The following is a 23,054-nucleotide window of genomic DNA, read 5'->3' as shown; positions in this document are numbered from 1 at the left end:
TCGATCTTCTCATGGAAAGTGGAAAGGTTCTGCTATGCCTATTTTTTCATAGAACGAAAAAACCCTTTGTGATTTACACAAAGGGAGAATTTTAAGGCACATCAAACAGACGTTCAAATACTTATCTTTTTTGAACGCTTGAACCTCCATCTTCTCCCATCCAGACTATACTGTCGGCTTTGGAATCACACCAAATCCTGCCTTAACGGCTCGCGGGCTTAGAACGACATTATTAACTGTTCATCACCGCCGGTCGGGATTTTCACCCTGCCCCGAAGATAGACCGATATTCTATTTTCCACTTCATTATACAACATCATTATCGTATTGTGAACTAAAAAAGTGTAACTTACAAAAAATAAGTTATCTATTTTGAGTAACCAAATCGAAATAAATATATTTTACAATACAACCCATATTTTTTATAATTCGGTATTTCTCTTATGAATCCCCTAGTCATATGTCGTCAAAAGTGATAAGATGTTGAATTGTTAAGATAAGAACATTTTCTGAGTTATGGAGGAAATGTCATGAAGAAAGATAAAAGACACTCTATTCGAGAAGCAATGAAAAAGAACTTAAGAAAAGAATACTTTTATTTGAAAAAGGAATTACTTTTCTACTGTCCAATTGATCTAGGCACATTCTCAAGAGAGACATACTATGCTACTTTTGACCAAGATGGCATAAGTATTTATCAGTATGATAAAAAAACAGAAAGTAAATTAAAATTGTGTGAGCGTCATCCATGGAAGAGTTGGAACAAGGTAAAAGTTGATCACTATTTAACAACTTCTCAATTTATTTTCCAAGGTGAGCGAAACTGGATTTTATCCCTTTTCCAAAAAGGAAAAGAAGCTCAAAAAATAATTGAAGAACATACATCTTTACAAACGGAAGTTGTTTCCCGTCCTTTTTCCAAGAAACTTCCTGGTTTCCGTTCTGATACACCATTGAATAAATACATCGGTAGCATTTGTTACACTGCACTTATTGCATTTTTATTAAAATGGATGATTCCATTTCAAGCACCACAAATCGCCCTGTATTCTCTTTCAATTGGCTTTATGCTTCTTGGTTTACTTTGTCTTACAATTGGTCTAATCGAACCAACTATCGTACTATTTCGGACAAAAGAAAAAACAAGAACAAAAGTCTTTTACTTATATAGCTACTTAGCTATTTCTGGATTTATATGTGTCTTTATTTTTTGGTAAAAGAAGCCGTCCCAAAAGATCTTTTGGGACGGTTTTTCGTTAGGAATAGGTTGCTCTTATTGTCGCATTTTGTTGTTAAGTCGATATAATTTTATTTACTATCGCAATCTTAAATAAGAAGAAAATAAATCTATTCAAAAGTTATGCTTTTGGGACGCTATCCTTACTTGACATATAGTTGTTGGTTCGGATAGATTTGCTCTTGTCGCAATCCATTCCTCACTTTAATTTCCTCAACTGTCATACTAAATTTCCGAGCAATACCAACTAAAGTATCACCTTTTTGTACAACATATAGTGATGATGACACAACTTGATTTTTTTGTTCATTTAAAACAAGCAACGGATTCATCGCATTCCTTTTCTCCATCGTCCATCTCCCTTGATGCATTTCTAAATGTAAATGCGCTCCTCGTGATTCTCCTGTATTCCCTACCTCTCCAATTAGCTCTCCTTTTGAAATGTTATCCCCTTGAACTACATACCTCTTATTTAAATGCGCATAAACAGCCTCATATTCTCCATGTTTAATAAACACAACATTTCCATAACTACTTGAAAAATAAGACTTTGTCACCTTACCATTTTGAATAGCTGCAACAGGCGTTCCAATAGGCGCAGCTATATCAATACCATAGTGTTTCCCATGTCTTGTTCCAAAATAATCACTTATCTGCCCATCAACAGGCCATATCCACTGATTTCCTTCAGCGTAAACATGTAATTGAGATAAAAATAATACACTCAATATCACCATGCCACATTTTAACGCTTTCATATACATCCTCCGTTTTCTAATAACCGTCATACCTTCTCTATTGTGGGATATTATAGAAAAAAGTATACAAAAAAAGAAAGTGAATTACTCCACTTCCTTCTCTTCTTTATTACGAAAAACAAGTGCACTGCGGTTATATTCCACATCTTTCACTTGTAAACGTGCATTTATTACTCTAGCAAGCGCAAATAAATAATCAGATAACCTATTTACATACTTTAGAACAATTTCATTGGTTTCTCCTTCTTTTTGCAATGACACTATACAACGTTCTGCTCTTCTTATAACTGTACGTGCAATGTGTAGTGCAGCCGATACCTCGCTACCACCTGGTAAAATAAAACGCTCTAACGGCGGCGCTTCTTCTGTATACGAATCAATTCGTCTCTCTAAATACTCGACCATCTCTATCGTTACTTTATAAGGGATTTTCTTCTCTACTATTGCTAAATCTCCTCCACAATCAAATAGTTCATGTTGAATATTTTCAAGTTCGTTATAGATATTACGAAAACATTCCTCTTGTAATTTAGACATGGCATATCCGATATGAGAATTCGCCTCATCAATTGTGCCATAAGCTTCTACACGTATATGATCTTTATCCACTCGGCCACCTATGACACTCGTTTCCCCTTTATCACCTGTTTTTGTATAAAGTTTCATTTCATTATGGCACCTCTCTTTTTATTTTCATTCTGATTATTAAAGAAAAAAACTTTACCACTCTTTATTTAATTGCACTTACAAAAAAATAAAAAAACAGTAAAGCTTTTATTCATGATCAACTTTAAAAAACTTATACATCTAAATTATACGATTTGGTAAATATACAGAGAATATAGTTCCTTCGCCAACGACACTTGATACAAAAATCTTTCCGTCATGACCTTGAACAATATTTTTAGCAATCGCAAGCCCGAGTCCTGTTCCAACTTTTTTCCCGCGTGTTCTTGCTTTATCAGCTTTATAGAATCGATCGAACAAAAACGGAATATCTTCTTCTGGAATACCAGCACCTGAATCTTGCACTTCGAAAGTAAGGCCACTATTTTTCGTATTAATTACAAGTGTAACATGTCCACCTGCATTTGTATGACGGATTGCATTATCAATTAAATTCGTCAGTACCTGTTCCATACGGTCTGCATCAAACGGATATTGTTCAATTGGACTTTGGAAATCCACTGTTAATTGGACTTCTTTATCCTTTGCAATCCCTTGGAATTTACGGCCAATTTTTTCGACAAATGGATGAATATCTACTTCACCTATATGTAACTCTACATGTCCACTTTCCATACGGGCTAAATCTAATAACTCATTTACAAGTTTACCTAAACGAACAGATTCATCATAAATAATTTGAACAAACTCATTAATTTCTTCTTTCGTTTGCACAATATCATCTAAAATTGCTTCACTATATCCTTGAAGCATTACCATCGGTGTACGGAGTTCATGTGATACATTTGCAATAAAGTCTTGACGCATTTTCTCCAGACGACGCTCCTCCGTCATATCTCGCAATACTGCTACAGCTCCACGAATTTTTGTCTGATTGTAAAGCGGTGTCATAAGAACTACGTAGTTACCTTTTTGCAAATTAATTTCAACAACTTGTTGTTGCTCACTTTCTACAACGAGATGGAATAGTTCAACAAGTTCAGAAGGCAGTTTTTTACTTAACTCCACTTCTTTTTCTTCTTGCCAAACTTGTAAGAAGTGTTCTGCCGGTGGGTTGATAACAACGACTTCACCTTCTTGGTTTAACGTAATAACACCATCTGCCATACTACTCAAAATGCTAGCTAACTGCTCTTTTTCTTGCTGCAGGGCATTCATATTAAACTTCAACTGTTTCCCCATTTGATTTAAAGCAGTTGCAAGCTCACCAATTTCGTCCTGCGACACCATAGGGGCTTTCGTATCAAATTTCCCGCGCGCTACCTCAAATGCAACCTCACGCATTTTGCGAAGCGGTGCCGTAATTCGAGTAGATAAGAAAAACGCAAAGAAAGTTGTTAAAATAATCGCAATCCCGGCTGATAAGAAAATAAAATCAGTCGTTCTCTCCATACCTTGTATTGGAACTTGCAATGATTCATATACAAACACCGCACTTTGATTTTTTGACTGTACTGGTTTACCGACGATCATAATATCATTTTCAGTGTTCTTATTCTTCCTACTATTGGAAGCTTTTCTAATATTATTCTTAATATCCTTTTTATCTGTAAAAACAGCTGCTAATTCTTTATCATTTTTCAAATCATCTATTGTAAGAGTAACTAATCCTTCTTGTTTCGGCGAAGAAGAAATTTCCTTACCATCTTCTACAATGATAATCCTTGAAAGTGGATCAGAAAATTTGTAAGCAATATCCTCAATCGTTTTTACATCGGCACCTTCTTCAATTAATTCCGTGACACTTGTTGCAACTTTCTGAAGTCTAGCTTGACTCATATCAACATAATACGTTCTAAAAAACTGTGAAAGTAAAATAGCAACAAATCCAAGAACAAACGAAACGAGAAGTAATATGGTCATCCATAACTTCCCTACTACACTTCTCCAAAGCATCAGTCGTTCACAACCTCAAACTTGTAACCAACGCCCCAAACGGTAACAATCATCTTCGCTGCATCTGGTGATTGTTTACTTAACTTTTCACGTAAACGCTTTACATGCGTATCAACTGTACGTAAATCTCCGAAGAACTCATATTGCCATACTTCTTTTAACAATTGCTCACGGTCAAAAACTTTATCCGGGGCTTTCGCTAAGAATAATAGTAATTCATATTCTTTCGGTGTTAAGTTTACTTCATTACCATCCGCTGTAACGCGGTGCGCATCATTATCAATTGTTAAATGCGGGAACACAGTAACATCTTTCGTCGTTGTATCTTGTGTAAAGAATGTCGTTGGTACAGCGCGGCGTAATACCGCTTTCACACGAAGTACTACTTCACGCGGGCTAAACGGCTTTACAATATAATCATCAGTTCCAACTTCAAACCCTTGTACCCTATTTACTTCCTCACCTTTTGCTGTCAGCATAATAATTGGCGTCGCCTTCTTCTCACGAATCCCTTTACACACTTCGATACCATCTTTACCAGGCATCATAATATCCAATAGGATTAAATCATAATCATTTTGTAACGCCATTTCTAAAGCTGTATCACCATTATCCGCTTCTTCAATTGTGTATTGCTCTCTTTCTAAATACATCTTTAATAAACGACGAATACGATCCTCATCGTCTACAATTAAAATTCTTGATTCATTTTCCATTTCTACCCGCTGCGTATTTTTACCACAACGGTTTACACCTACCCTTCTACAATATAATGTTGCACCTATCCTCGTTTAATTAAGCATTTCTTAACGTTCCACTTCCCATATTATGCTTCACAAGAATAATAAAGTTTGTTCATTTTTTTTCCAAAACTATGTATTTTTTTTGAACAGTATATTTGGTCCTCGACATCATTTTACAGAATCAACCGCTACTTTGTCATGTTTTTCTCAAAAAAGAAGAAAATTTGACAAAAATAAAATAGGAAAGTGACATACACTCTCCTATTTTATTTCTCTATGCATATGAATGTAAACCCGCGATAATTAAGTTTACTACAATAAAGTTAAACATAATGATTGCAAAACCAATTACTGCAAGCCAGGCAGATTTTTCTCCATGCCATCCTTTAGATAAGCGTAAATGTAATACCGCAGCATAAAAGAGCCAAGTAATAAGCGCCCAAACTTCTTTTGGATCCCAACCCCAAAAGCGCGTCCAAGCGATTTGAGCCCAAATCATTGCAAAGATTAATGCTCCTAATGTAAACACTGGGAATCCTATAGCAATAGAACGATACCCAATTTCATCTAATAAATCACTATTCGTATTCTTTACTAATGGCTGAAGTGCCGCTGACACTCGCTTACGTAAAACAAGTCTTAATACAATATAAAGTAGTGTTCCGACTAACACTGACCAAATAACAGTATTTAATTTTTTCGCATTTACAATCGCGGGGACTTCCACCGCCGGTTCTAATTTATTTTCTGTCATTAACTTCCCTTCATGCGGTCCAACTAAAGCAGGGAGATTATACTTCATCTCAACTTGTTGTTCATTTTTATCAACCCATTGAAACTTCGCTTCGTATTTCATACTAGAAAATACCGTTGTGATTCCAATAAATCCAACTGTACAAACAAGTGTGAAAACTACTGTCTCTAACCAAAATGTACGCTTACTTCTTGTTGATTGATCTACATTTTTCAGTAAATACATTACGCCTGTAATAAAACTAATTGCTAATATTGCTTGTCCCGCTGCCGCTGTCGTTACATGAATATGTAGCCAATTACTCTTTAAAGATGGGATAAGCGGCGAAATTTCTCTCGGGAACATACTTGCATAAGCGATTAATAAAAGAGCTACCGGTAAAGCAAATAAGCCAATAATACTTACACGATATACAAAGTACATAATGATAAAAGCTCCCACAAGCATCATGCCGAAAAATGTACCAAATTCAAAAAAGTTACTAACTGGTGCATGTCCTGATGCAATCCATCTTGTAACAAAATATACTATTTGCGCAATAAATCCTAAAATTGCTATAGTTATACCTACATTTGCCCATTTATGACCTTTTTCTTTAATTGCTCCTCCAAAAAATAAAGTTGCAATTAAATATAAGATGAACGCGGCGAACAGAAAATTACTACTTATTTGTACCATATCGTTTCCCCACCTTAACTAGTTTTTTTATCATTTATTTTATCGTGTGGTTGTGGAATCGCGGTTCCTTCTAGTACTCTTTCAATATCTTTCTTTAAGCCGAACCAATTTTTATTCGTATGGCCTGCAACCAACCATTCATCATTAACACGTTGTATCCAAATACGGCGATGGTTCCAATACATACCTTGAATCACACCAACCATAAATATAAATCCTCCAATACCGAGAATCCAAAGCGTCAAATCTTTTCTTACTGTAAGAGCTGTTGCATTTTGCATTTCCACACCTGCAAATGACATTTTATATTTATTATTCCCGTCAGGCTCTATGTTTTGCTGAATACCGACGAAACTAACTTCACCATCTGGTGTTTCCGGGGTAAACATTTTAAAGACGAATGCAGGATTATTCGGTAATTTTGTTTTCGTATTCGGCCTTCCATTCTCATCAAAATAAAAATCAGGAAAATAGCTTAATAGTTCTAGAGAATACCCATTTCCTAAATCATATTTTTCTGTAGGATTCGCTAAATCTACTTTAATCGGTCCCCACTTTTGATTATTTTCTTTGTTTTGCAAATGGAAAGACATGCTTTTAAATTCACTTTCTTTGTAATCCACTTGATAAACAGCAAATTGATCAAATTTCAGTGGCTCATTCACTCGAATTTCAGCTTCTTTTACCTTTTCTAATTTTGGTTTTTGACCCGCTATATTTTCTCCTACCGCTTTATATAATACAGCATTTGTTTGGAAGTTTTTCGCAATCATTTTATCACCAACACGATCAATTGCTTCATCAAAAACTTCTTTATCCTTACTCTTATCATAAACTTCCTTGATAAACTTTTCGTTTTTCAAATAGTATTGACCATCTGTTCCTGGTATTTCTTTCGTTTCACCGTCACGTAGCCAAAGTGCTTCATCTACATACATACTCGGTAAAAAACGTAGCATTGCACCGAATAGAAAGATAATAAGACCAATATGGTTTACATATGGACCCCAACGGGAAAAACGTCCCTTTTCCGCTAAAACGTTCCCGTCTTCCACTTTCACATTATAATTACGTTTCTTTAAATTAATTTGAACTCGTTCTAAGTCACCTTCATGCGGCGTACCAGTCCCGTGCACTCTCTGTCTTTTTAAAAAACTTGGGTGTCTTTTCACCCCTTGTTTTTTTAAAGCTTTATAAAGAGGAATGACACGATCTAAACTACATATAACAAGTGAAATACCAATGGAAGCAATTAAAATCATGTACCACCATGATCCATATAAATTATTAAATCCTAATTGATAGTATAATTGTCCTAAAAATCCATACTCGGTCTTATAATATTCAGCTGGTTCAATTCCTGGAGTTATGTACATTTCTTGGGGAAAGATAGTTCCTATTGCCGATGCAGCTAAAGTTATTACGATTAACCATACACCTACTTTTACAGAAGAGAAAAAGCTCCAAATCTTATCGACTATCGTTTTTGTATGTGTGAGAGATCTCCGAGCACTCCCCTCATATCTCATATCCAATAATTTCATATTTTCATTACTTTCAAATGGTTTCCCACATGCTTCACAAAAAATGGTTCCTATCGGATTAACATGTCCACATTCACACTTGATTTCTTTCAAAGCTCTCACCGCCCTTTTATCTATATGTACTATTGTATATTCCAGCTTAGAGTTACCGCAATACTCAGAATTTTTAAAGCGAAGGCGCTATACGTAAGCACCTCTTATGTAAAGGCTTTCTTAATTATGGAGTAATTTTCTTTAAGTACTCTTCCAATTGTTCCTTCGTTTGCTCACCTATAATTTGCTCTACTACTTTGCCTTCTTTATCAATTAAAAAGGTTGTTGGTAATGGTCCTACCCCATATGTGCCTATGATTTTTGTTCCTTTATCAATTGCAACTGGGAATTTCAAATCATATTGTTTCACAAAGTTCTTCACAGCGATATCTGTTTCATCTGCATCTAAGGCAATAATTTCAACGCCTTTTTCTTTATATTTCGGATATAACTCATTCATATAAGGCATTTCTTTTTCACAAGGTTTACACCAAGTTCCCCAAAAATTTAAAAATACACCTTTTCCTTTTAGATCTTTTAATTCAATTTTCTTGCCTTCTATATCCGTTACAACAAAGTTAGGTGCTTCTTTTCCAATTTGCATTTTCTCTTTATCAGTAAAAAAACCTTGATATAGCGTAAACCCTACCGCACCGCTTAAAATGAGCAAAATGATAACACGAAATAATAAGCGATTTTTTCTCATATTGTCTCCCCTCTCTTCGACGAGTGATGAATATATGTATTTTTTAATAAATCACCAGCGGAGCATTCCACTGGTGAAAGTTTCACACTATAGATTAGCGAGGCTTTGTAGAAGCCAACGCACGTAATTGTTTCACCTCATGTGGTGTCAATTCTCTTGCATCACCAGGGCGCAAGCTACCCACTTCTAAAAAGGCATATCGTTCACGTTTTAATTTCATTACTTTACAATCTAACGCTTCAAACATGCGACGTACTTGACGGTTACGTCCTTCATGAATCGTTAATTGTACAATCGCCATCTCTTTACGCTTGTCCCAAGAAATAATTTTCACTTGTGCTGGTGCTGTTTTCCCATCTTCTAATGCAACACCTCGTTCTAACATGCGAATTTTCTCACCTGTTAACGGCCCTTTAATTTTTGCAACATACGTTTTTTCAACTTTATATCTCGGATGCATTAATACATTTGCAAATTCCCCATCATTTGTCATCAATAATACGCCAGACGTATCATAATCTAAACGTCCGATTGGGAATAAACGTTGTCTAATTTCAGGGAAAAAGTCTGTTACAACATTTCTTCCTTTATCATCTGATACACTTGAAATTACACCAGTTGGTTTATATAGTAAAAAATAAACAGGTTCTTCTTTTTCAAGAGGGATGTTATTTACTTCTACTTTATCTTGAGGAGTTACTTTTGTTCCTAACTCCTTCACTATTTTCCCGTTAACTTTCACTTTCCCTTGCTGAATTAATTCCTCAGCCTTTCTTCTCGATGCAATACCTGCTTGCGCAATCACTTTTTGTAATCGTTCCATTTCTTTTTTTCACCTCGAATTTATCTTACCTTACATTAGAAAGACTTGGCAACCGCATACGCTTTACGGCTATTTGCTCCATCTCACTTAAACAACATAGCGATGATAATAAACATATAAAGGTCAAATCATGTTTTTACCCTTTATTATTGTCCATATTTTTCATATTCCTCACAATAAAAGTTCATCATTTTGTCAAAAACACTGCATAAAAAAACCACCATTAAGCTACACCTTAATAGTGGTCGTATACGTATTATAAGCTAAATAGCGCAAAAAATGAATAGCATTACCGAAACAATAGAGAAACAAATACAATTGAACAAATAATCCCGATTAAATCTGCAAAAAGTCCTACCTTTAATGCATCTCCCATTTTTCTAATACCGACAGCCCCAAAGTATACTGTTAATATATAAAAAGTCGTATCTGTGCTACCTTGCATCGTTGAAGCTAACCTACCAATAAACGAGTCTGGCCCATATGTAGCGATTAAGTCGGTCGTAATACTTAAACCAGCAGATCCCGAAATCGGACGTATAAGTGCAAGTGGAACGATTTCGGCTGGTACATGAATAAAGTCTAACATCGGCTTCATTACCGATATCATCGCATCTAAAGCACCTGATGCCCGGAAAATAGAAATAGATACAAGCATTCCAACCATAAACGGCAAAATGGAAACCGCAATTTGAATCCCTTCTTTTCCGCCCTCAACGAACGATTCATACGTCGGCACTTTCTTTATCGTGCCATACAAAAGGATAAAACCGATTACACAAGGGATTACCCATAATGAAATGGTATTTACAATACTCATTTTTTCCGCCCCTTTCTACTCCTTCTTCGGTAAAAATAGCGGTCAATCCAGATTGCTCCAATCATAGAGAGTACTTGTGCAATGAATGTTACCCCAACAATTTCAGTAGGATTCGCTGATTCATAAGTCATTCGAATTGAAATGACGGTCGTAGGAATTAATGTGATAGCTGATGTATTTAATGCTAGAAACGTCACCATAGAGCGACTGGCCGAATCCTTCCCTCCATTTAACTCTTTCAGTTGTTCCATCGCTTTAATACCAAGAGGGGTTGCTGCATTACCTAACCCAAAAAAGTTCGCCATCATATTCGATAGAATAAATCCCATTGACGGATGATCCTTCGGTATTTCTGGAAACAATCTTTTTACTATCGGCATAAAAAGTGTAACTAACTTCTTTAACAACCCGGCTTCCTCTGCAATTTTCATTAAACCAAGCCAAAATACTAAAACACTAATAAGTCCTATACATATTGTTACCGCGTCTTTTGACCCTTCAAATACAGCTTTAGTTACTTCTTCCATCGTTCCATTTATCATGGCATATACAATCCCTATGACCGCCATCGCTGCCCATACGAGATTAACCATCTATCCCAACACCTATCATGTGAGAAAAAATTTCTTTCACATTATTCCAGTACATTCCCGTTGTAGCTACTAACTTTCGTTTACTGTAAAACAAATTTCGTTCTCCAACTTTCTCGTTTCCTACATAAATTTCTGTCTTCCCAATCTTTACTCCATCAGTAAGTTTTGCACTTTTATCGAGCTCAACTTTCAATAACACGCTCTTTCTTTCCTCTTCCGTTAAAGGGACAGAAAAACTATTTTTCGTATAAACATGATTGGCATATTTCTTTTCATTTATTTCAGCGAGTGCTCCTTGTCCTAAAACTTTCGCTTGCTTATAGCGTTCAAATCCTTTATCAAACAAATTCATATGATCATCCCAGTCACTAGAAGCACTCAAAGTTACGACAATTAAATCTAGTCCATCTTTTGAAGCTGTTGTGACAAGCGTCCGTCCTGCTTTCTTCGTAAAACCTGTCTTTCCCCCTGTTGCAAATTCATAATAGGATGTCACAAGCTTATGTTTATTTTTCCACGGATAATCCCATGAATCTGATTTATACGTTTTTGTGCCAAAAATCCCCTTAAAGGTCTCGTTCCCCATTGCATATTTCGTTAATAGTGCCATATCATAGGCCGAAGAGTAATGTGATCCATCTCCATCCAAACCATGAGGATTTGAGAAGTGAGTATCTTTCATTCCAATTTGTTTCGCCTTTTCATTCATTAAATATACGAACCCCTCTATACTCCCTCCTACATTTTCAGCAATTACTTGCGCTGCGTCATTACCTGATCTAAGCATAAGGCCGTATACTAAATCCTCTAGCTTCACTTTCTGTCCAGGCTTTAAATAAATTGCCGATCCTTCCACCCTGACTGCTTCATTACTAACTGCTACCATTTCTTTCATTTTTCCTGATTCAGCAGCTAACAAGGCTGTCATAATTTTTGTTATACTAGCAATTTTTTGTGGCTCATGTTCTGCTTTTCCATATAATACACGACCAGAACCTTGCTCCATTAATACAGCATTTCGAGCACTGACATTGCTGTTCATCTTTGCATATGTAGGAATCGGCATAACGCTTGCGTACATAATAAGAAGCGTAATGATTACACAAATTCGTCTCATATTTCCCCCACGTCCTTTTGGCACTTTTTGTACAAGTGTATGCTTGGCCTTTTAAAATATGAACGAAATCTTCCTGCTGCTTCCATTAAAAAAGACGCAGGGAATTTGCGTCTAATATGGTGTCCATTCAATTTGTTTCGCAGTTTCAAATCTTTTTTCTACATCAGGCCAATTTACAACATTCCACCAGTTTTTAATATATTCATCTTTTCGATTTTGGTATTGTAAATAATACGCATGCTCCCATACATCTAGTACAAGGAGCGGTATCGTATCCCATTGTGTAAACAATTGATGAAGTGTACTCTGCAAAATTTCTAACCTTCCAGATCGGGGGACCCAAACGAGAATCGCCCAGCCTGAACCTTCTACTTTAGAAGCTGCTTCTGTGAAATGTTTTTGAAAACGTAAAAAACTTCCGAAATCTTGCTCAATTTGTTGTGAAAAAGCCCCTCTCGGACTTCCACCACCATCTTTTTTCATGTTATTCCAAAATATCGTGTGTAAGTAATGACCTGATCCATGAAAAGCCGCTTCTCTTTCCCAATGCTTAATTAAATCAAATTGATTTGTTTTTCTCGCTTCTTCCATCATCTTCTCTGCTTTATTTAATCCTTCCACGTAACTACGATGATGTTTATCATGGTGTAACATCATAATTTCTCGTGAAATGTACGGTTCTAGCGCGTTATATGGATAAGGTAATGGCGGAAGGGTATGCCCCCCGATCGGAACAGCTCGTTCACTATCCCCTCTTTCACATAGTTCATATTCCTCTCCTTCTTGCATAAACACTTCCTGTAAATGGTGTTGAATATGTTCTACATCATCACTTATTTCATACATAAACTCGGCATCTGTGTCGTATTCATGCTCTTTCATACGCTCTAATAACGTCTGAATTTTATAAGCAAGCATATGGACATCATACACTTCCATTGCACGGCTATCTAATACGTGAAGAACACTTTCACACCAACTTTCTACTTCATGAAAGTAATCTGTAAATACACCTTGCTGACTCATGTTACACCTCCTTATTGCTATCCACTTAAATATATTCAATGAAAATCCCTTATATAACTGTACAAAAGGAAAAGAAGCTAAGTCTCCTTAGCTTCTTTTCCTTAATTAGTATTTGTGTAACATCTTCGTTTGATAATCTGTCTCATAATATTCTAGTTCTTCACGCATCGCTTGAAATTTACCTTCTAAATTCTTCATCACCTGCTCTATAGATGCAGGTGGTATTTGTTGAAAAACAATAGAATTTTTCCCTGTATATGCAGACCGACTATTTTCATACCAATGATCACTCTTCGGTGAAAAAAACTCTGCAATTACTTGATGATATATCTTATATAAAATTTTTTCAGCTGCTGTTTTTCGAAATGGTTGGCTATTCAACAAAACAAAACATGCATCATGTCCTTCTTCGCAAAAAACGAGGAGACGTCTCATTGATGCTAATAACCCTTTATAATATTGCTCGTTCCCAGTTGGTGTCTCTTCTAATAAAGAAGGCAACGTATGATAATTCACATAATTGGTTATCAAAGTAATCGCATCTTCTAAAAATACAGAAACTTGTTCTGTTTGATTTTCAACCATCAAATTAGACATTTCTTCTCTCTCCTTTGCCATTTCACGCTATTTCTACTCTTTTATTTTTATGTAATTCAGCTAATATTTCTTGTACTTTCACCACTGTTCCCTCATCAAAGTATCGTTGAAAGTCTGTTACTTCATTGAGATACAAGCGCTTCTGCGCGCGTAGATCTTTATTGTTCACTAAACAAGCGATTGCTACAATATCTCGTAAATATACGTCTTGTTCTTCTACTTTATAAACTGGATTTCCTTCAAAAGGGGTAATTTCTTGTAAAATTTCTTCAAAATATCGAACATATAAGACAGAAAAGGTTTTCTCTTGATTATTTAATATATATGTCACTTCAGATCTATTAAAAAAATCTTCTGATGTATTCGGTTTTTCTTTTTCTAACTCATATCCTGCATAACCTATTATAATCATCTACTTCCCCTCTCTTCCTTCTTTCATCTTATATTAACTTAATTTTCCGATAAGCGAAATATTCTTTTAAACATAACCTATATAAAAAATAGCTTCCCTATACAGGAATTTACCTTTTTATTTTTCTTGAAGTTTGTCATAATAATATTATTGTCTCAGTTTTCTTACACAAGGAGAGTTGTATTTATGTCGTTTTCATGGAAACGTTTCTTACAAATCGGGAAAATAATCTTCCCATTTGTTGTCTTAACAATTGTTTTCTTTCAAGCTAAAAAAGAATTAGCAGGCATTTCTTTTTTAGAAGCAATTGAAACAATTAAAAACATTCCAACTGGTGGGGTATTTTTAGCGATTACACTCGGTGCATTTGCCGTTTCAACAATGTTCTTTTATGACTTTGTTATGCTTCGTTACTTAAAGGCAGATATACCTGTACAAAAGATTTTCCGTATCTCATGGATTGCAAACACTTTAAATGGATTTATCGGTTTTGGTGGTCTTGTTGGTGCCGGTGTACGTACAATGCTATATCGTCCACATATAAAAGAGAATGGGAAACTTATTAAAAGCATTGCTTGGATGACAACCGCTTTTATTAATGGATTAGCCATTCTTTCATTCCTCGGCCTTATTGGAATATTAGACACTAGTTTTATTCTGCACGAAAAACCGTGGTTATGGCCTGTTCTTATCTTCTTTGCTCTTTTCGTTCCAATATATATTGGGTTTTCTAAAATTAAAAATAGAAACACAAAACAGACAGACGGACAAGAAGAAGAAGAGAAAAATCCAACTGTTTTATATTCATTAGTTTCATTAGTCGAGTGGGTATCTGCTGGTATCGTTATGTACGTCATTTTAATATTATTTGGAATTGATATCGAATTTCAAAAGTTTTTAGGTGTTTATGTAATTGCTGCTTTAGCTGGTGTCGTAAGTCTTGTCCCTGGTGGTCTTGGTTCATTTGATCTTGTTTTCTTAACCGGACTAGGACAATACGGAGTTGATACAGGCGTATTACTACCCGCTATGTTATTATATCGACTTGTCTATTACATCTTACCATTCTGCCTTGGTCTCATTTTTGCAGCATTTGAAATGACAGGAGCGGCCATAAAAAAAATTGAAGACAAACCATTTATTGCACCTGCATTAGAAACAACTGGTGTAATTTGGACTTTACAACGTGATTTTTTAGGGAAATTAGGTTCATGGGCATCCGCCGCTTTAACCCTATTCGCTGGCTTAATGGTTATTCTATCAACAATTTTACCGACTAGTATAAATCGAGCTCACGCCTTACATATTTTAGCTCCAAAGCACCTTATTCAATTTTCTTTTAGCTTATCATTAACATTCGGTATTCTCCTCCTGATTCTTTCACGAGGAATATATTATGGAACAAAGCGTTCTTACTATATGACGATTGTTTCTTTAATTGGAGCAGCAATCTTTAATACCCTAAAAGGAATTGATATTGAAGAAACCTTTATTTTATTAATCGTACTTGCTGTGTTGTATATGCTTCGTAAAAGATTTGTACGTGAGAAAATGGAAGTCTCTCTTTCTGACATCGTAAAAGTGTTTATCTTCTTATTACTCACGTTATATTTATATAAAAACTTAGGTATTTTATTTGCGGGTGCAAAAGAAGCATTCCAACCTGATTTTGTCGTTCGAAATATTACACAAGTTAAACGAAGTGCATTAGCAGCAGCCTTTTTCGTTCCTACTTTTTTACTTATCGGTTCACTAATTGCTAACCGTTACCGTAGTCAATTTCCCGGGCAACCAGCTAATGATAAAAGGTTAGAAAACTTCTTAGATGAACATGGTGGGAACGTACTTAGCCATTTAGGTTTTTTAGGAGATAAACAGTTCTTCTTCAGTAGTGACGGAAAAGCACTTCTTCTCTTTTCAATTACTGGAAAACGTCTTGTTGTACTAGGTGATCCAATTGGTGATCCATCCTCCTACCGCACTGTGTTGCAAGAATTTTTAGCTGAAGCTGATCGATTTGGGTATATTTGCGTATTCTATCAAATTGAAAGCAAATGGATGAGCTTATACCACGATTTCGGCTACAACTTCTTTAAACTTGGCGAGGAGGCTGTCGTTGATTTAAACACGTTTACAATAACAGGAAAAAAACGTGCTGGTATGCGAGCTACTTTCAACCGTTTTGAACGAGAAGGTTATACATTCTCTATTCATAAGCCACCATTCTCAGACGAATTATACGAGGAATTAAAGAAAGTGTCTGATGCTTGGCTCGGCGGAAAAAAAGAGAAGGGATTTTCACTTGGGTACTTCGATCGTGAATATATTAGTCGTGCCCCTATCGCTACATTATCTGATGCAGAAGGAAAAATCATTGCATTCACAACCTTTATGCCAGTATATCAAAGTGGCATATTATCTGTTGATTTAATGCGTTATTATCCAGATGCACCTAGCGGAATTATGGATGCAATTTTTATCCACTTATTCCACTGGGCAAAAGAAAATGAATACCATTCCTTTAATATTGGTATGGCACCACTCTCAAATGTCGGTTTATCAACGCAATCGTTCTGGTCTGAACGAGTTGCCGCTGCAATCTTTAATAACGTTCGTTACACATATAGCTTCAGCGGTTTACGACATTTCAAAGAAAAATACAAACCTGCATGGAGTGGAAAATATTTAGCATTTCGAAAGAATCATTCTTTACCAATTACAATGCTCGCTGTAACAAAATTAATAGGAAAACGAAAAAACAGCTAAGTACTTAGCTGTTTTTTCGTTTTTGCACTTGTATACTAAACTCTTTTGTATATTTCTTACCATTTATATAGAAATCTCCCCATATTTTATATGTTCCTTCTTCAGGAAATGTAATTCTATATTGTAATTGTTCATCCGTATCAACAGGAATGGCGTATAAAAAATGCTCCCTCGTCTCATCAACGATATATAGAGCGTCAACTTCTCCTCTTCCTGAATTTAATTTCAGCTTTTCTCCCTTTTTCGCTTGAAACTGAAATGTTAATGTCGTTGCCTCATTCGGATGTAATGCACCAAATAAAAGAGACACTTGATGCTCTCCTATATTTTTTGTAAGTACAGTATCGACAGGTAGTTTCTTTGTATTCTTGTCCTTGTTTTTCTCCTTTTTTTCTTCACCAAAATCTTTCTTAGCAAATGATTCCACGGACTTGTTTTCATCTTCATACAAAAATATCGTGTACCCTTCACCTTTCACTACATCTGAAGATAGCTTATACGATCCATTTCCAGCAAATATAGGCTTCGTTTGTTGTATGTTTTTCAAATTCCCATCCACTATCACTGCTCGAATTTGATCGTTCACACCACGAACTTCATTATTCATTTTATTTAGCAATTGAAACGAAATATCGGCTTTTTCATTTCCCTTTTTATTTTTCACATCCCATTTCACTTCTTGAACATCTCCGGTCGTTTCTACAGTTTCTTGATATTTTTTTATGTAAAATCCTCCTGCCACAATAAGTACTAGTGCAATAAGCCCAATGACAAGATTTTTCAAAATATCACCTACCATTTTTATTGTCTCTATCCATGCAAAACTTCTTAAATATATATTCTAGGTGATGATTCATGAAATCCTCCTATTTTGTACACATTACAAATATTAAAAAGGTTTTGATTGACTGGATTCGTAGTGTATAATGCAAATGATATTGATTTCTATCAATACATAATAAGGAGGACTTTTCATGAGTGTACATATCGAAGCAAAACAAGGCGAAATCGCTGAATCTATTCTATTACCTGGTGATCCATTACGTGCAAAATATATTGCTGAAACATTTTTAGAGGACGTTACTTGCTATAACAACGTACGTGGCATGTTAGGTTTCACTGGAACTTATAAAGGAAAGCGTGTATCTGTTCAAGGTACAGGTATGGGTGTTCCTTCTATTTCTATTTATGTAAACGAATTAATTCAAAGCTACGGAGTGAAAAATTTAATTCGTGTTGGAACATGTGGTGCAATTCAAAAAGATGTTAAGGTACGTGACGTTATTATTGCAATGACGGCTTGTACAGATTCTAATATGAACCGCTTAACATTCCCAGGTTTTGATTTCGCTCCTGCTGCAAACTTTGATCTTTTAAAGAAAGCTTACGATGCTGGAACAGAAAAAGGATTACACGTTCGTGTTGGTAACGTATTAACAGCAGATGTATTTTATCGTGAGAGCATGGACATGGTTAAAAAACTTGGAAATTACGGTGTATTAGCAGTAGAGATGGAGACGACTGCTCTTTACACATTAGCAGCTAAATATGGTGTAAATGCATTATCTATATTAACAGTAAGCGACCATATCTTCACTGGTGAAGAAACAACACCTGAAGAGCGTCAAACTACATTTAACGAAATGATTGAAATCGCTTTAGATGCAGCAATTCAGCAATAGCACACTAAAGAACTTGTCATACGTCTGGCGAGTTCTTTTTTATGCTAAAATACTTCGACAGTCACTGCACCTTCTCTTTATGTGACTTTCTATAAAAAACTACTTTAGAGAGAGACAGATTTATCCCCTCTACTTTTTTATAACCTTTGTTATAATTAAGAAATCATTTATATTACAGTATTTTTCATACGAGGTGAAACAGTGAAGAACAGAAGCATCGTCTTTAAACTATTTTTATTAACATCAACTTTATTTACAATCATATTTCTCCTTTTTTTCCTTGGACAATCTCTATTTTTAGAGAAGTTTTACATTAATAAAAAAGTAAAAACCGTTCAAACGGCTTTTGAAAAATTCGTAGATAATTATGAAAAAAGCGACAAAAGTTTTGAGGAAATCAGAAAGCTAAAACAAGAATTTCACGATAAAACGAATGCTGAAATGCAATTTTTAGATTCTAACGGCATTATTAAAAGTGAAAACAGTTTTTCCATTGATGTGATTAACCCTAACAATAATAAAACCTATTCCATCCCCCTTAACAATCTTTTAACACCAGAAGAATATAATAAATTCGCAAAATTAGGATTAAAAAAAGATGGAATAATTTATGTAGACGGACTACTCCAAACGAATAATATAATAACACCTCAAGAATTAATAACTAATAATACTAGATGGGAAAATGAACAATTCAATTCAGATTTTCAATCCATTAGTGGTAATCCATCTAAAAATAAACTTAAAAATCGATATAATAATACTGGTTCTCCAATCTATTTTACTGGGGTAATATCTAAATTACAGCTTCCTTCCAAAACTGAGGTTCGTCTTGCAAAGGATTTTGAAACATTACAAGCTGTTCAATATTTTGCAAGAACTATTAGACAAGGTACTTCTAATTCAAATCAATTAAACACGTATATTTTAGATAGTGGGGAAAATATAAAAAACAGTGTCTTTGTAAAGCCTATTATGGAAAACGGAGAAATTAAGGAGTACGCTTTTGCGATAGCATCTTTACAACCTGTTAATGAAGCGATGCTCGTTTTAAAAGATTATTATGTCTATGCCTTAATTATCGTGTTTCTCGTTATTATTTTGTTATCCTTCTACTACTCAAAAATCATTGTTAAACCATTAATTAAGATAAATCGTGTTACAAAAAAAATGGCCAACTTTGATTTTAGCGAGAAGTTACCTGTTACGGCAGACGATGAAATTGGCGGGTTATCAAGTGGTATTAATACACTCTCTGTAAATTTAAAAGATCGAATCGACCGATTAAATGTTGCCAATACAAAATTACAACAAGATATTGAACGCGAACGTCAATTGGAAAAAACGAGAAAAGAATTCATTTCTGGTGTATCTCATGAATTAAAAACACCACTTAGTGTTATTCGTAGCTTCGCTGAAGGTATTCAAGATGGCGTAAGTAAAGATACGACATATTATACAAATGTTATTTTGGAAGAGACAGATAATATGAACAGGCTCATTGTTGAAATGTTAGAATTAGCAAAACTAGAATCAGGTACGTACAAACTAGAAATGTCGACATTCTCGATCGGTGAATTAATTCAACAAGTCTATACAAAATTATTATTTAGCATGGAGGAAAAACATTTACAAGTGGACATCCATGCTGACTCTTCTCTATTTGTTAAAGCAAATCGTAGCCGTATTGAGCAAGTCGTTGTAAACTTACTTAGCAATGCAATTCGATATACTCCAGATGGTGAAAAAATACACGTCTCTGTTATAGAAACGGAAGATACAGTGAAAATCCAAATTGAAAACACAGGTAATCCTATTCCAGAAGAAAGCCTTGAAAAAATTTGGGATCGCTTCTACCGTTTAGACGCTTCTCGTAGCCGTCATACTGGAGGTACTGGCCTTGGGTTATCCATTGTGAAAAACATTTTAGATCTCCATCACGCTGAATACGGCGTGTATAATACCACTAATAGCGTTGTATTTTATTTTAATTTACAAAAAGTAAAAGAAGTCAAATAATTTGTCTTAATTTCACTAGGAGTTCACATGAAATTCACACTCTCCCTTTATAGTAAGAAACAAGTTAATCCTTTCCTTTACACATATAAAAGAGGAGAGTGCGTGAAATGAAACAAGCAGGACAACCTATTCAAAACGAAAAACAATTAGAAACTATCAAAAATATACTTTTACAATCTTCGAAACGTGATGGCTTATTATTCGTATTAGCTGTAAATTCTGGCTTAAAAGTAAGTGAAATCTTACAATTAAAAGTTAGTGATGTAATCGATGAAAATGAAAATGTTCGCCATTCCATTTTATTTTACAATGAAAAAGTAAAGAAACATAAATGGTTTGCTGTAAATGAAGACTTACAGCACGCAATCGAAGACTACATGAAAGAACGTAAAACTTGGAAACGTAATGAACCATTATTAAAGTCTCAAAAAGGAACAAAATCTATTACGAGACAACATGCATGGTACATTTTAAACAAAGCTGCAAAAGAAGTTGGATTAGAAGGGATTAGCTCACATACACTTCGAAAAACTTGGGGCTATTGTGCATACAAATCAGGTGTTGATATTGCATTTTTACAACACTTCTTTGATCACAGTACTCCATCCAAAACTTTAAAGTATATCGGTATTGCTTAATAACTCTTATACATAAAAAAGGTTACCATTTATAAATCTGGTAACCTTTTTTATGTTTCATATTCTCTTCTCTTGTCTCTCCTATACTGTAGTGGTACTCTAATAATAAGGGGGAGAAATTATGAACACACTTACAATTGAATTACCGCAAGAAACGGCTGAAAAACTCGATTTATTAAAACAAGCTTATGAAAAGAAAACAGGTGCTAGCATTTCTGAGAGCACTCTTGTTCAAACACTTATCTCAAAAGAATTTATCCAAGCGATAACTCCTTTTGATTTACAACAATTCGTCAATGGAAAAGAACAGCATTAATCGCTGTTCTTTTTTCTTTTCAAAAAATAAATATAAAAAGTTTTTTACATATTTTCCGAAAAACTATTGACAATGATAATGATAACCATTATCATTTATTACGAAGCCAACAATTGATGAATCAACCAAACGCTCAGTAACATTGTTACCCCTCTTTTTCATATAGAAAGGCACTGTACATTCCCCCTGTTTGTACAGTGCCTTTCTTGTTTATCATCGTTCAAATAAATTTAATTGCTCAGGCTTGGGCTCACCATATGTAATGTTCATTATTTTCATAAGTTGTTTCGCATTATCCGCTGCATCGCCGCCCGAATTATTATTAAATAATACGTATATGTCCTTTGACTTCTTTTTTAATTGCTCTAGTCGTTCTGCCCATTCTTCCAATTCTTTATTATTGTAGCGATATAAACAGCGAACCGCCCTCCAATTTTCTCCTTTATCCAGCCAGCCATGAATATTTCGACCATGAAATCGAATTAATGTTATATTTGAATCCGTCGCCTCTAATACGAGCGGGACCGAACCAAGTCCCGCTTGCGGTTCATCACAAATTGTATGAATCCATTTTTCCTTCTCTAAAAATTGTAGCGTTTTATCTCTCATTTCTGGATAAAACCATGTTTGATTTCGAAACTCTATAGCACACGGCAAACCCTCCATTTTGTCTTTCGTATATCGAAGGAAATCTACATTTTTCTTTTTGCAATCAAACCATGGTGGATATTGAAATAAAATCATTTTTAATTTGCTCGCTTCTATTAAAGGAAGAATCGATTGTTTATACACATCAAACATCTCATCAAACGTCGAAAAAGGAGTTTCTCCCTTCATATGCCCTGTCATTCCTTGATACGCTTTTACGACAAAAGAAAAGTCTTTCGGTGTTTCCATCGCCCATTTTGTATAATTTCGTACCGGTTGCATCGCATAAAATGAACTATCCACTTCGACAATAGGAAAATGGTCACTATATGTTCGTAATTTATTTTTATTTTCATAGGGATCTATATATAAAGAATCATGATCTCCCCAACCTGTCACTCCAATGAAAAACAATCATATTCCTCCTTTTCAACTTTCATCTGATATTCATTCCACTGACTTCCCAATCATCTTGGTTAATCAAATTCATTAAGTAGCTCTTTCTTTAAGAGTATCTGTATAAAAATATGATATACTAAATGGAAGAATTTTTAAATTGAG

General features: G+C 35.0%; 22 protein-coding genes and 1 riboswitch. Of the genes, 6 read left to right on the top strand and 16 right to left on the bottom strand.

The window, feature by feature from the left end:
• Window positions 1-144: 144 nt before the first annotated feature.
• Window positions 145-284: riboswitch (FMN riboswitch) on the bottom strand.
• Between the two features lie 246 nt (window positions 285-530).
• Window positions 531-1,217, top strand: a complete 687-nt coding sequence (locus KPL75_RS21520) for a hypothetical protein (RefSeq protein ID WP_002149409.1) — start codon at window positions 531-533, stop codon at window positions 1,215-1,217.
• A gap of 163 nt (window positions 1,218-1,380) precedes the next feature.
• Here KPL75_RS21520 and KPL75_RS21515 read toward each other — a convergent pair whose 3' ends face one another.
• From KPL75_RS21515 to KPL75_RS21450, 14 genes are all read right to left on the bottom strand, one after another.
• Window positions 1,381-1,995 carry a peptidoglycan DD-metalloendopeptidase family protein gene (locus KPL75_RS21515; RefSeq protein WP_219917724.1) on the bottom strand — a complete coding sequence of 205 codons (615 nt, stop codon included), beginning with the start codon at window positions 1,993-1,995 and terminating at the stop codon, window positions 1,381-1,383.
• An 84-nt stretch (window positions 1,996-2,079) separates the two neighbouring features.
• Window positions 2,080-2,661, bottom strand: a complete 582-nt coding sequence (locus KPL75_RS21510) for a cob(I)yrinic acid a,c-diamide adenosyltransferase (protein WP_002149412.1) — start codon at window positions 2,659-2,661, stop codon at window positions 2,080-2,082.
• A 141-nt stretch (window positions 2,662-2,802) separates the two neighbouring features.
• On the bottom strand, window positions 2,803-4,578 hold the full coding sequence (gene resE / locus KPL75_RS21505; protein ID WP_002064501.1) for a sensor histidine kinase ResE: 1,776 nt from the start codon (window positions 4,576-4,578) through the stop codon (window positions 2,803-2,805).
• Window positions 4,578-5,294: a DNA-binding response regulator ResD gene (gene resD / locus KPL75_RS21500; RefSeq protein ID WP_002158614.1), complete on the bottom strand. Its 717-nt coding sequence runs from the start codon at window positions 5,292-5,294 to the stop codon at window positions 4,578-4,580. Before resD ends, resE begins: the two co-directional genes overlap by 1 nt.
• Before the next feature lie 301 nt (window positions 5,295-5,595).
• The gene (gene resC, locus KPL75_RS21495; protein ID WP_219917723.1) at window positions 5,596-6,753 is read right to left on the bottom strand and encodes a cytochrome c biogenesis protein ResC; all 1,158 of its coding nucleotides are present in this window, start codon (window positions 6,751-6,753) and stop codon (window positions 5,596-5,598) included.
• A gap of 14 nt (window positions 6,754-6,767) precedes the next feature.
• Window positions 6,768-8,390: a cytochrome c biogenesis protein ResB gene (resB, locus tag KPL75_RS21490; RefSeq protein WP_219917721.1), complete on the bottom strand. Its 1,623-nt coding sequence runs from the start codon at window positions 8,388-8,390 to the stop codon at window positions 6,768-6,770.
• A gap of 124 nt (window positions 8,391-8,514) precedes the next feature.
• Entirely contained in the window at window positions 8,515-9,036 is a 522-nt protein-coding gene (gene resA / locus KPL75_RS21485; RefSeq protein WP_219917720.1) for a thiol-disulfide oxidoreductase ResA, read from the bottom strand.
• 94 nt (window positions 9,037-9,130) lie between these two features.
• A complete protein-coding gene (rluB, locus tag KPL75_RS21480) occupies window positions 9,131-9,859 on the bottom strand; it encodes a 23S rRNA pseudouridine(2605) synthase RluB (protein WP_002201160.1) in 729 nt (242 codons plus the stop codon).
• A gap of 289 nt (window positions 9,860-10,148) precedes the next feature.
• A complete protein-coding gene (gene spmB / locus KPL75_RS21475; protein ID WP_002086660.1) occupies window positions 10,149-10,679 on the bottom strand; it encodes a spore maturation protein SpmB in 531 nt (176 codons plus the stop codon).
• On the bottom strand, window positions 10,676-11,272 hold the full coding sequence (spmA, locus tag KPL75_RS21470) for a spore maturation protein SpmA (protein WP_000247803.1): 597 nt from the start codon (window positions 11,270-11,272) through the stop codon (window positions 10,676-10,678). The genes spmB and spmA overlap by 4 nt, the downstream gene beginning before the upstream one ends.
• Window positions 11,265-12,389, bottom strand: a complete 1,125-nt coding sequence (gene dacB, locus KPL75_RS21465) for a D-alanyl-D-alanine carboxypeptidase DacB (protein WP_219917718.1) — start codon at window positions 12,387-12,389, stop codon at window positions 11,265-11,267. Before dacB ends, spmA begins: the two co-directional genes overlap by 8 nt.
• A gap of 111 nt (window positions 12,390-12,500) precedes the next feature.
• The gene (locus tag KPL75_RS21460) at window positions 12,501-13,415 is read right to left on the bottom strand and encodes a superoxide dismutase (protein ID WP_219917716.1); all 915 of its coding nucleotides are present in this window, start codon (window positions 13,413-13,415) and stop codon (window positions 12,501-12,503) included.
• Window positions 13,416-13,520: 105 nt separating this feature from the next.
• Window positions 13,521-14,012, bottom strand: a complete 492-nt coding sequence (locus tag KPL75_RS21455) for a YpuI family protein (RefSeq protein WP_219917715.1) — start codon at window positions 14,010-14,012, stop codon at window positions 13,521-13,523.
• 22 nt (window positions 14,013-14,034) lie between these two features.
• Window positions 14,035-14,424: a hypothetical protein gene (locus KPL75_RS21450; protein WP_219917713.1), complete on the bottom strand. Its 390-nt coding sequence runs from the start codon at window positions 14,422-14,424 to the stop codon at window positions 14,035-14,037.
• Between the two features lie 186 nt (window positions 14,425-14,610).
• Here KPL75_RS21450 and mprF point away from each other — a divergent pair, with 186 nt between their 5' ends.
• Window positions 14,611-17,190, top strand: a complete 2,580-nt coding sequence (gene mprF / locus KPL75_RS21445) for a bifunctional lysylphosphatidylglycerol flippase/synthetase MprF (protein ID WP_219917711.1) — start codon at window positions 14,611-14,613, stop codon at window positions 17,188-17,190.
• Window positions 17,191-17,194: 4 nt separating this feature from the next.
• Here mprF and KPL75_RS21440 read toward each other — a convergent pair whose 3' ends face one another.
• Window positions 17,195-17,989 carry a hypothetical protein gene (locus KPL75_RS21440; RefSeq protein ID WP_219917709.1) on the bottom strand — a complete coding sequence of 265 codons (795 nt, stop codon included), beginning with the start codon at window positions 17,987-17,989 and terminating at the stop codon, window positions 17,195-17,197.
• A gap of 175 nt (window positions 17,990-18,164) precedes the next feature.
• On the opposite strand from KPL75_RS21440, the gene deoD reads away from it, so the two are divergent.
• The 4 genes from deoD to KPL75_RS21420 all read left to right on the top strand — a co-directional run bounded on the left by deoD (window position 18,165) and on the right by KPL75_RS21420 (window position 21,845).
• Complete coding sequence (deoD, locus tag KPL75_RS21435; RefSeq protein WP_219917707.1) at window positions 18,165-18,872, top strand: purine-nucleoside phosphorylase; 708 nt, start codon at window positions 18,165-18,167, stop codon at window positions 18,870-18,872.
• A gap of 201 nt (window positions 18,873-19,073) precedes the next feature.
• Window positions 19,074-20,891, top strand: coding sequence for a sensor histidine kinase (locus KPL75_RS21430; RefSeq protein ID WP_219917705.1), 1,818 nt, complete (start codon window positions 19,074-19,076; stop codon window positions 20,889-20,891).
• Between the two features lie 107 nt (window positions 20,892-20,998).
• Window positions 20,999-21,529 carry a tyrosine-type recombinase/integrase gene (locus KPL75_RS21425; protein WP_000806236.1) on the top strand — a complete coding sequence of 177 codons (531 nt, stop codon included), beginning with the start codon at window positions 20,999-21,001 and terminating at the stop codon, window positions 21,527-21,529.
• Window positions 21,530-21,650: 121 nt separating this feature from the next.
• Window positions 21,651-21,845, top strand: coding sequence for a DUF3924 domain-containing protein (locus tag KPL75_RS21420; protein ID WP_016082292.1), 195 nt, complete (start codon window positions 21,651-21,653; stop codon window positions 21,843-21,845).
• 213 nt (window positions 21,846-22,058) lie between these two features.
• Here KPL75_RS21420 and KPL75_RS21415 read toward each other — a convergent pair whose 3' ends face one another.
• Window positions 22,059-22,907, bottom strand: a complete 849-nt coding sequence (locus KPL75_RS21415; protein WP_219917703.1) for a DUF72 domain-containing protein — start codon at window positions 22,905-22,907, stop codon at window positions 22,059-22,061.
• Between the last annotated feature and the right edge of the window lie 147 nt (window positions 22,908-23,054).

The organism is Bacillus sp. NP247 (assembly GCF_018966865.1).
Taxonomy (GTDB): Bacteria; Bacillota; Bacilli; order Bacillales; family Bacillaceae_G; genus Bacillus_A.
This window is presented reverse-complemented; position numbering and strand designations above follow the sequence as displayed.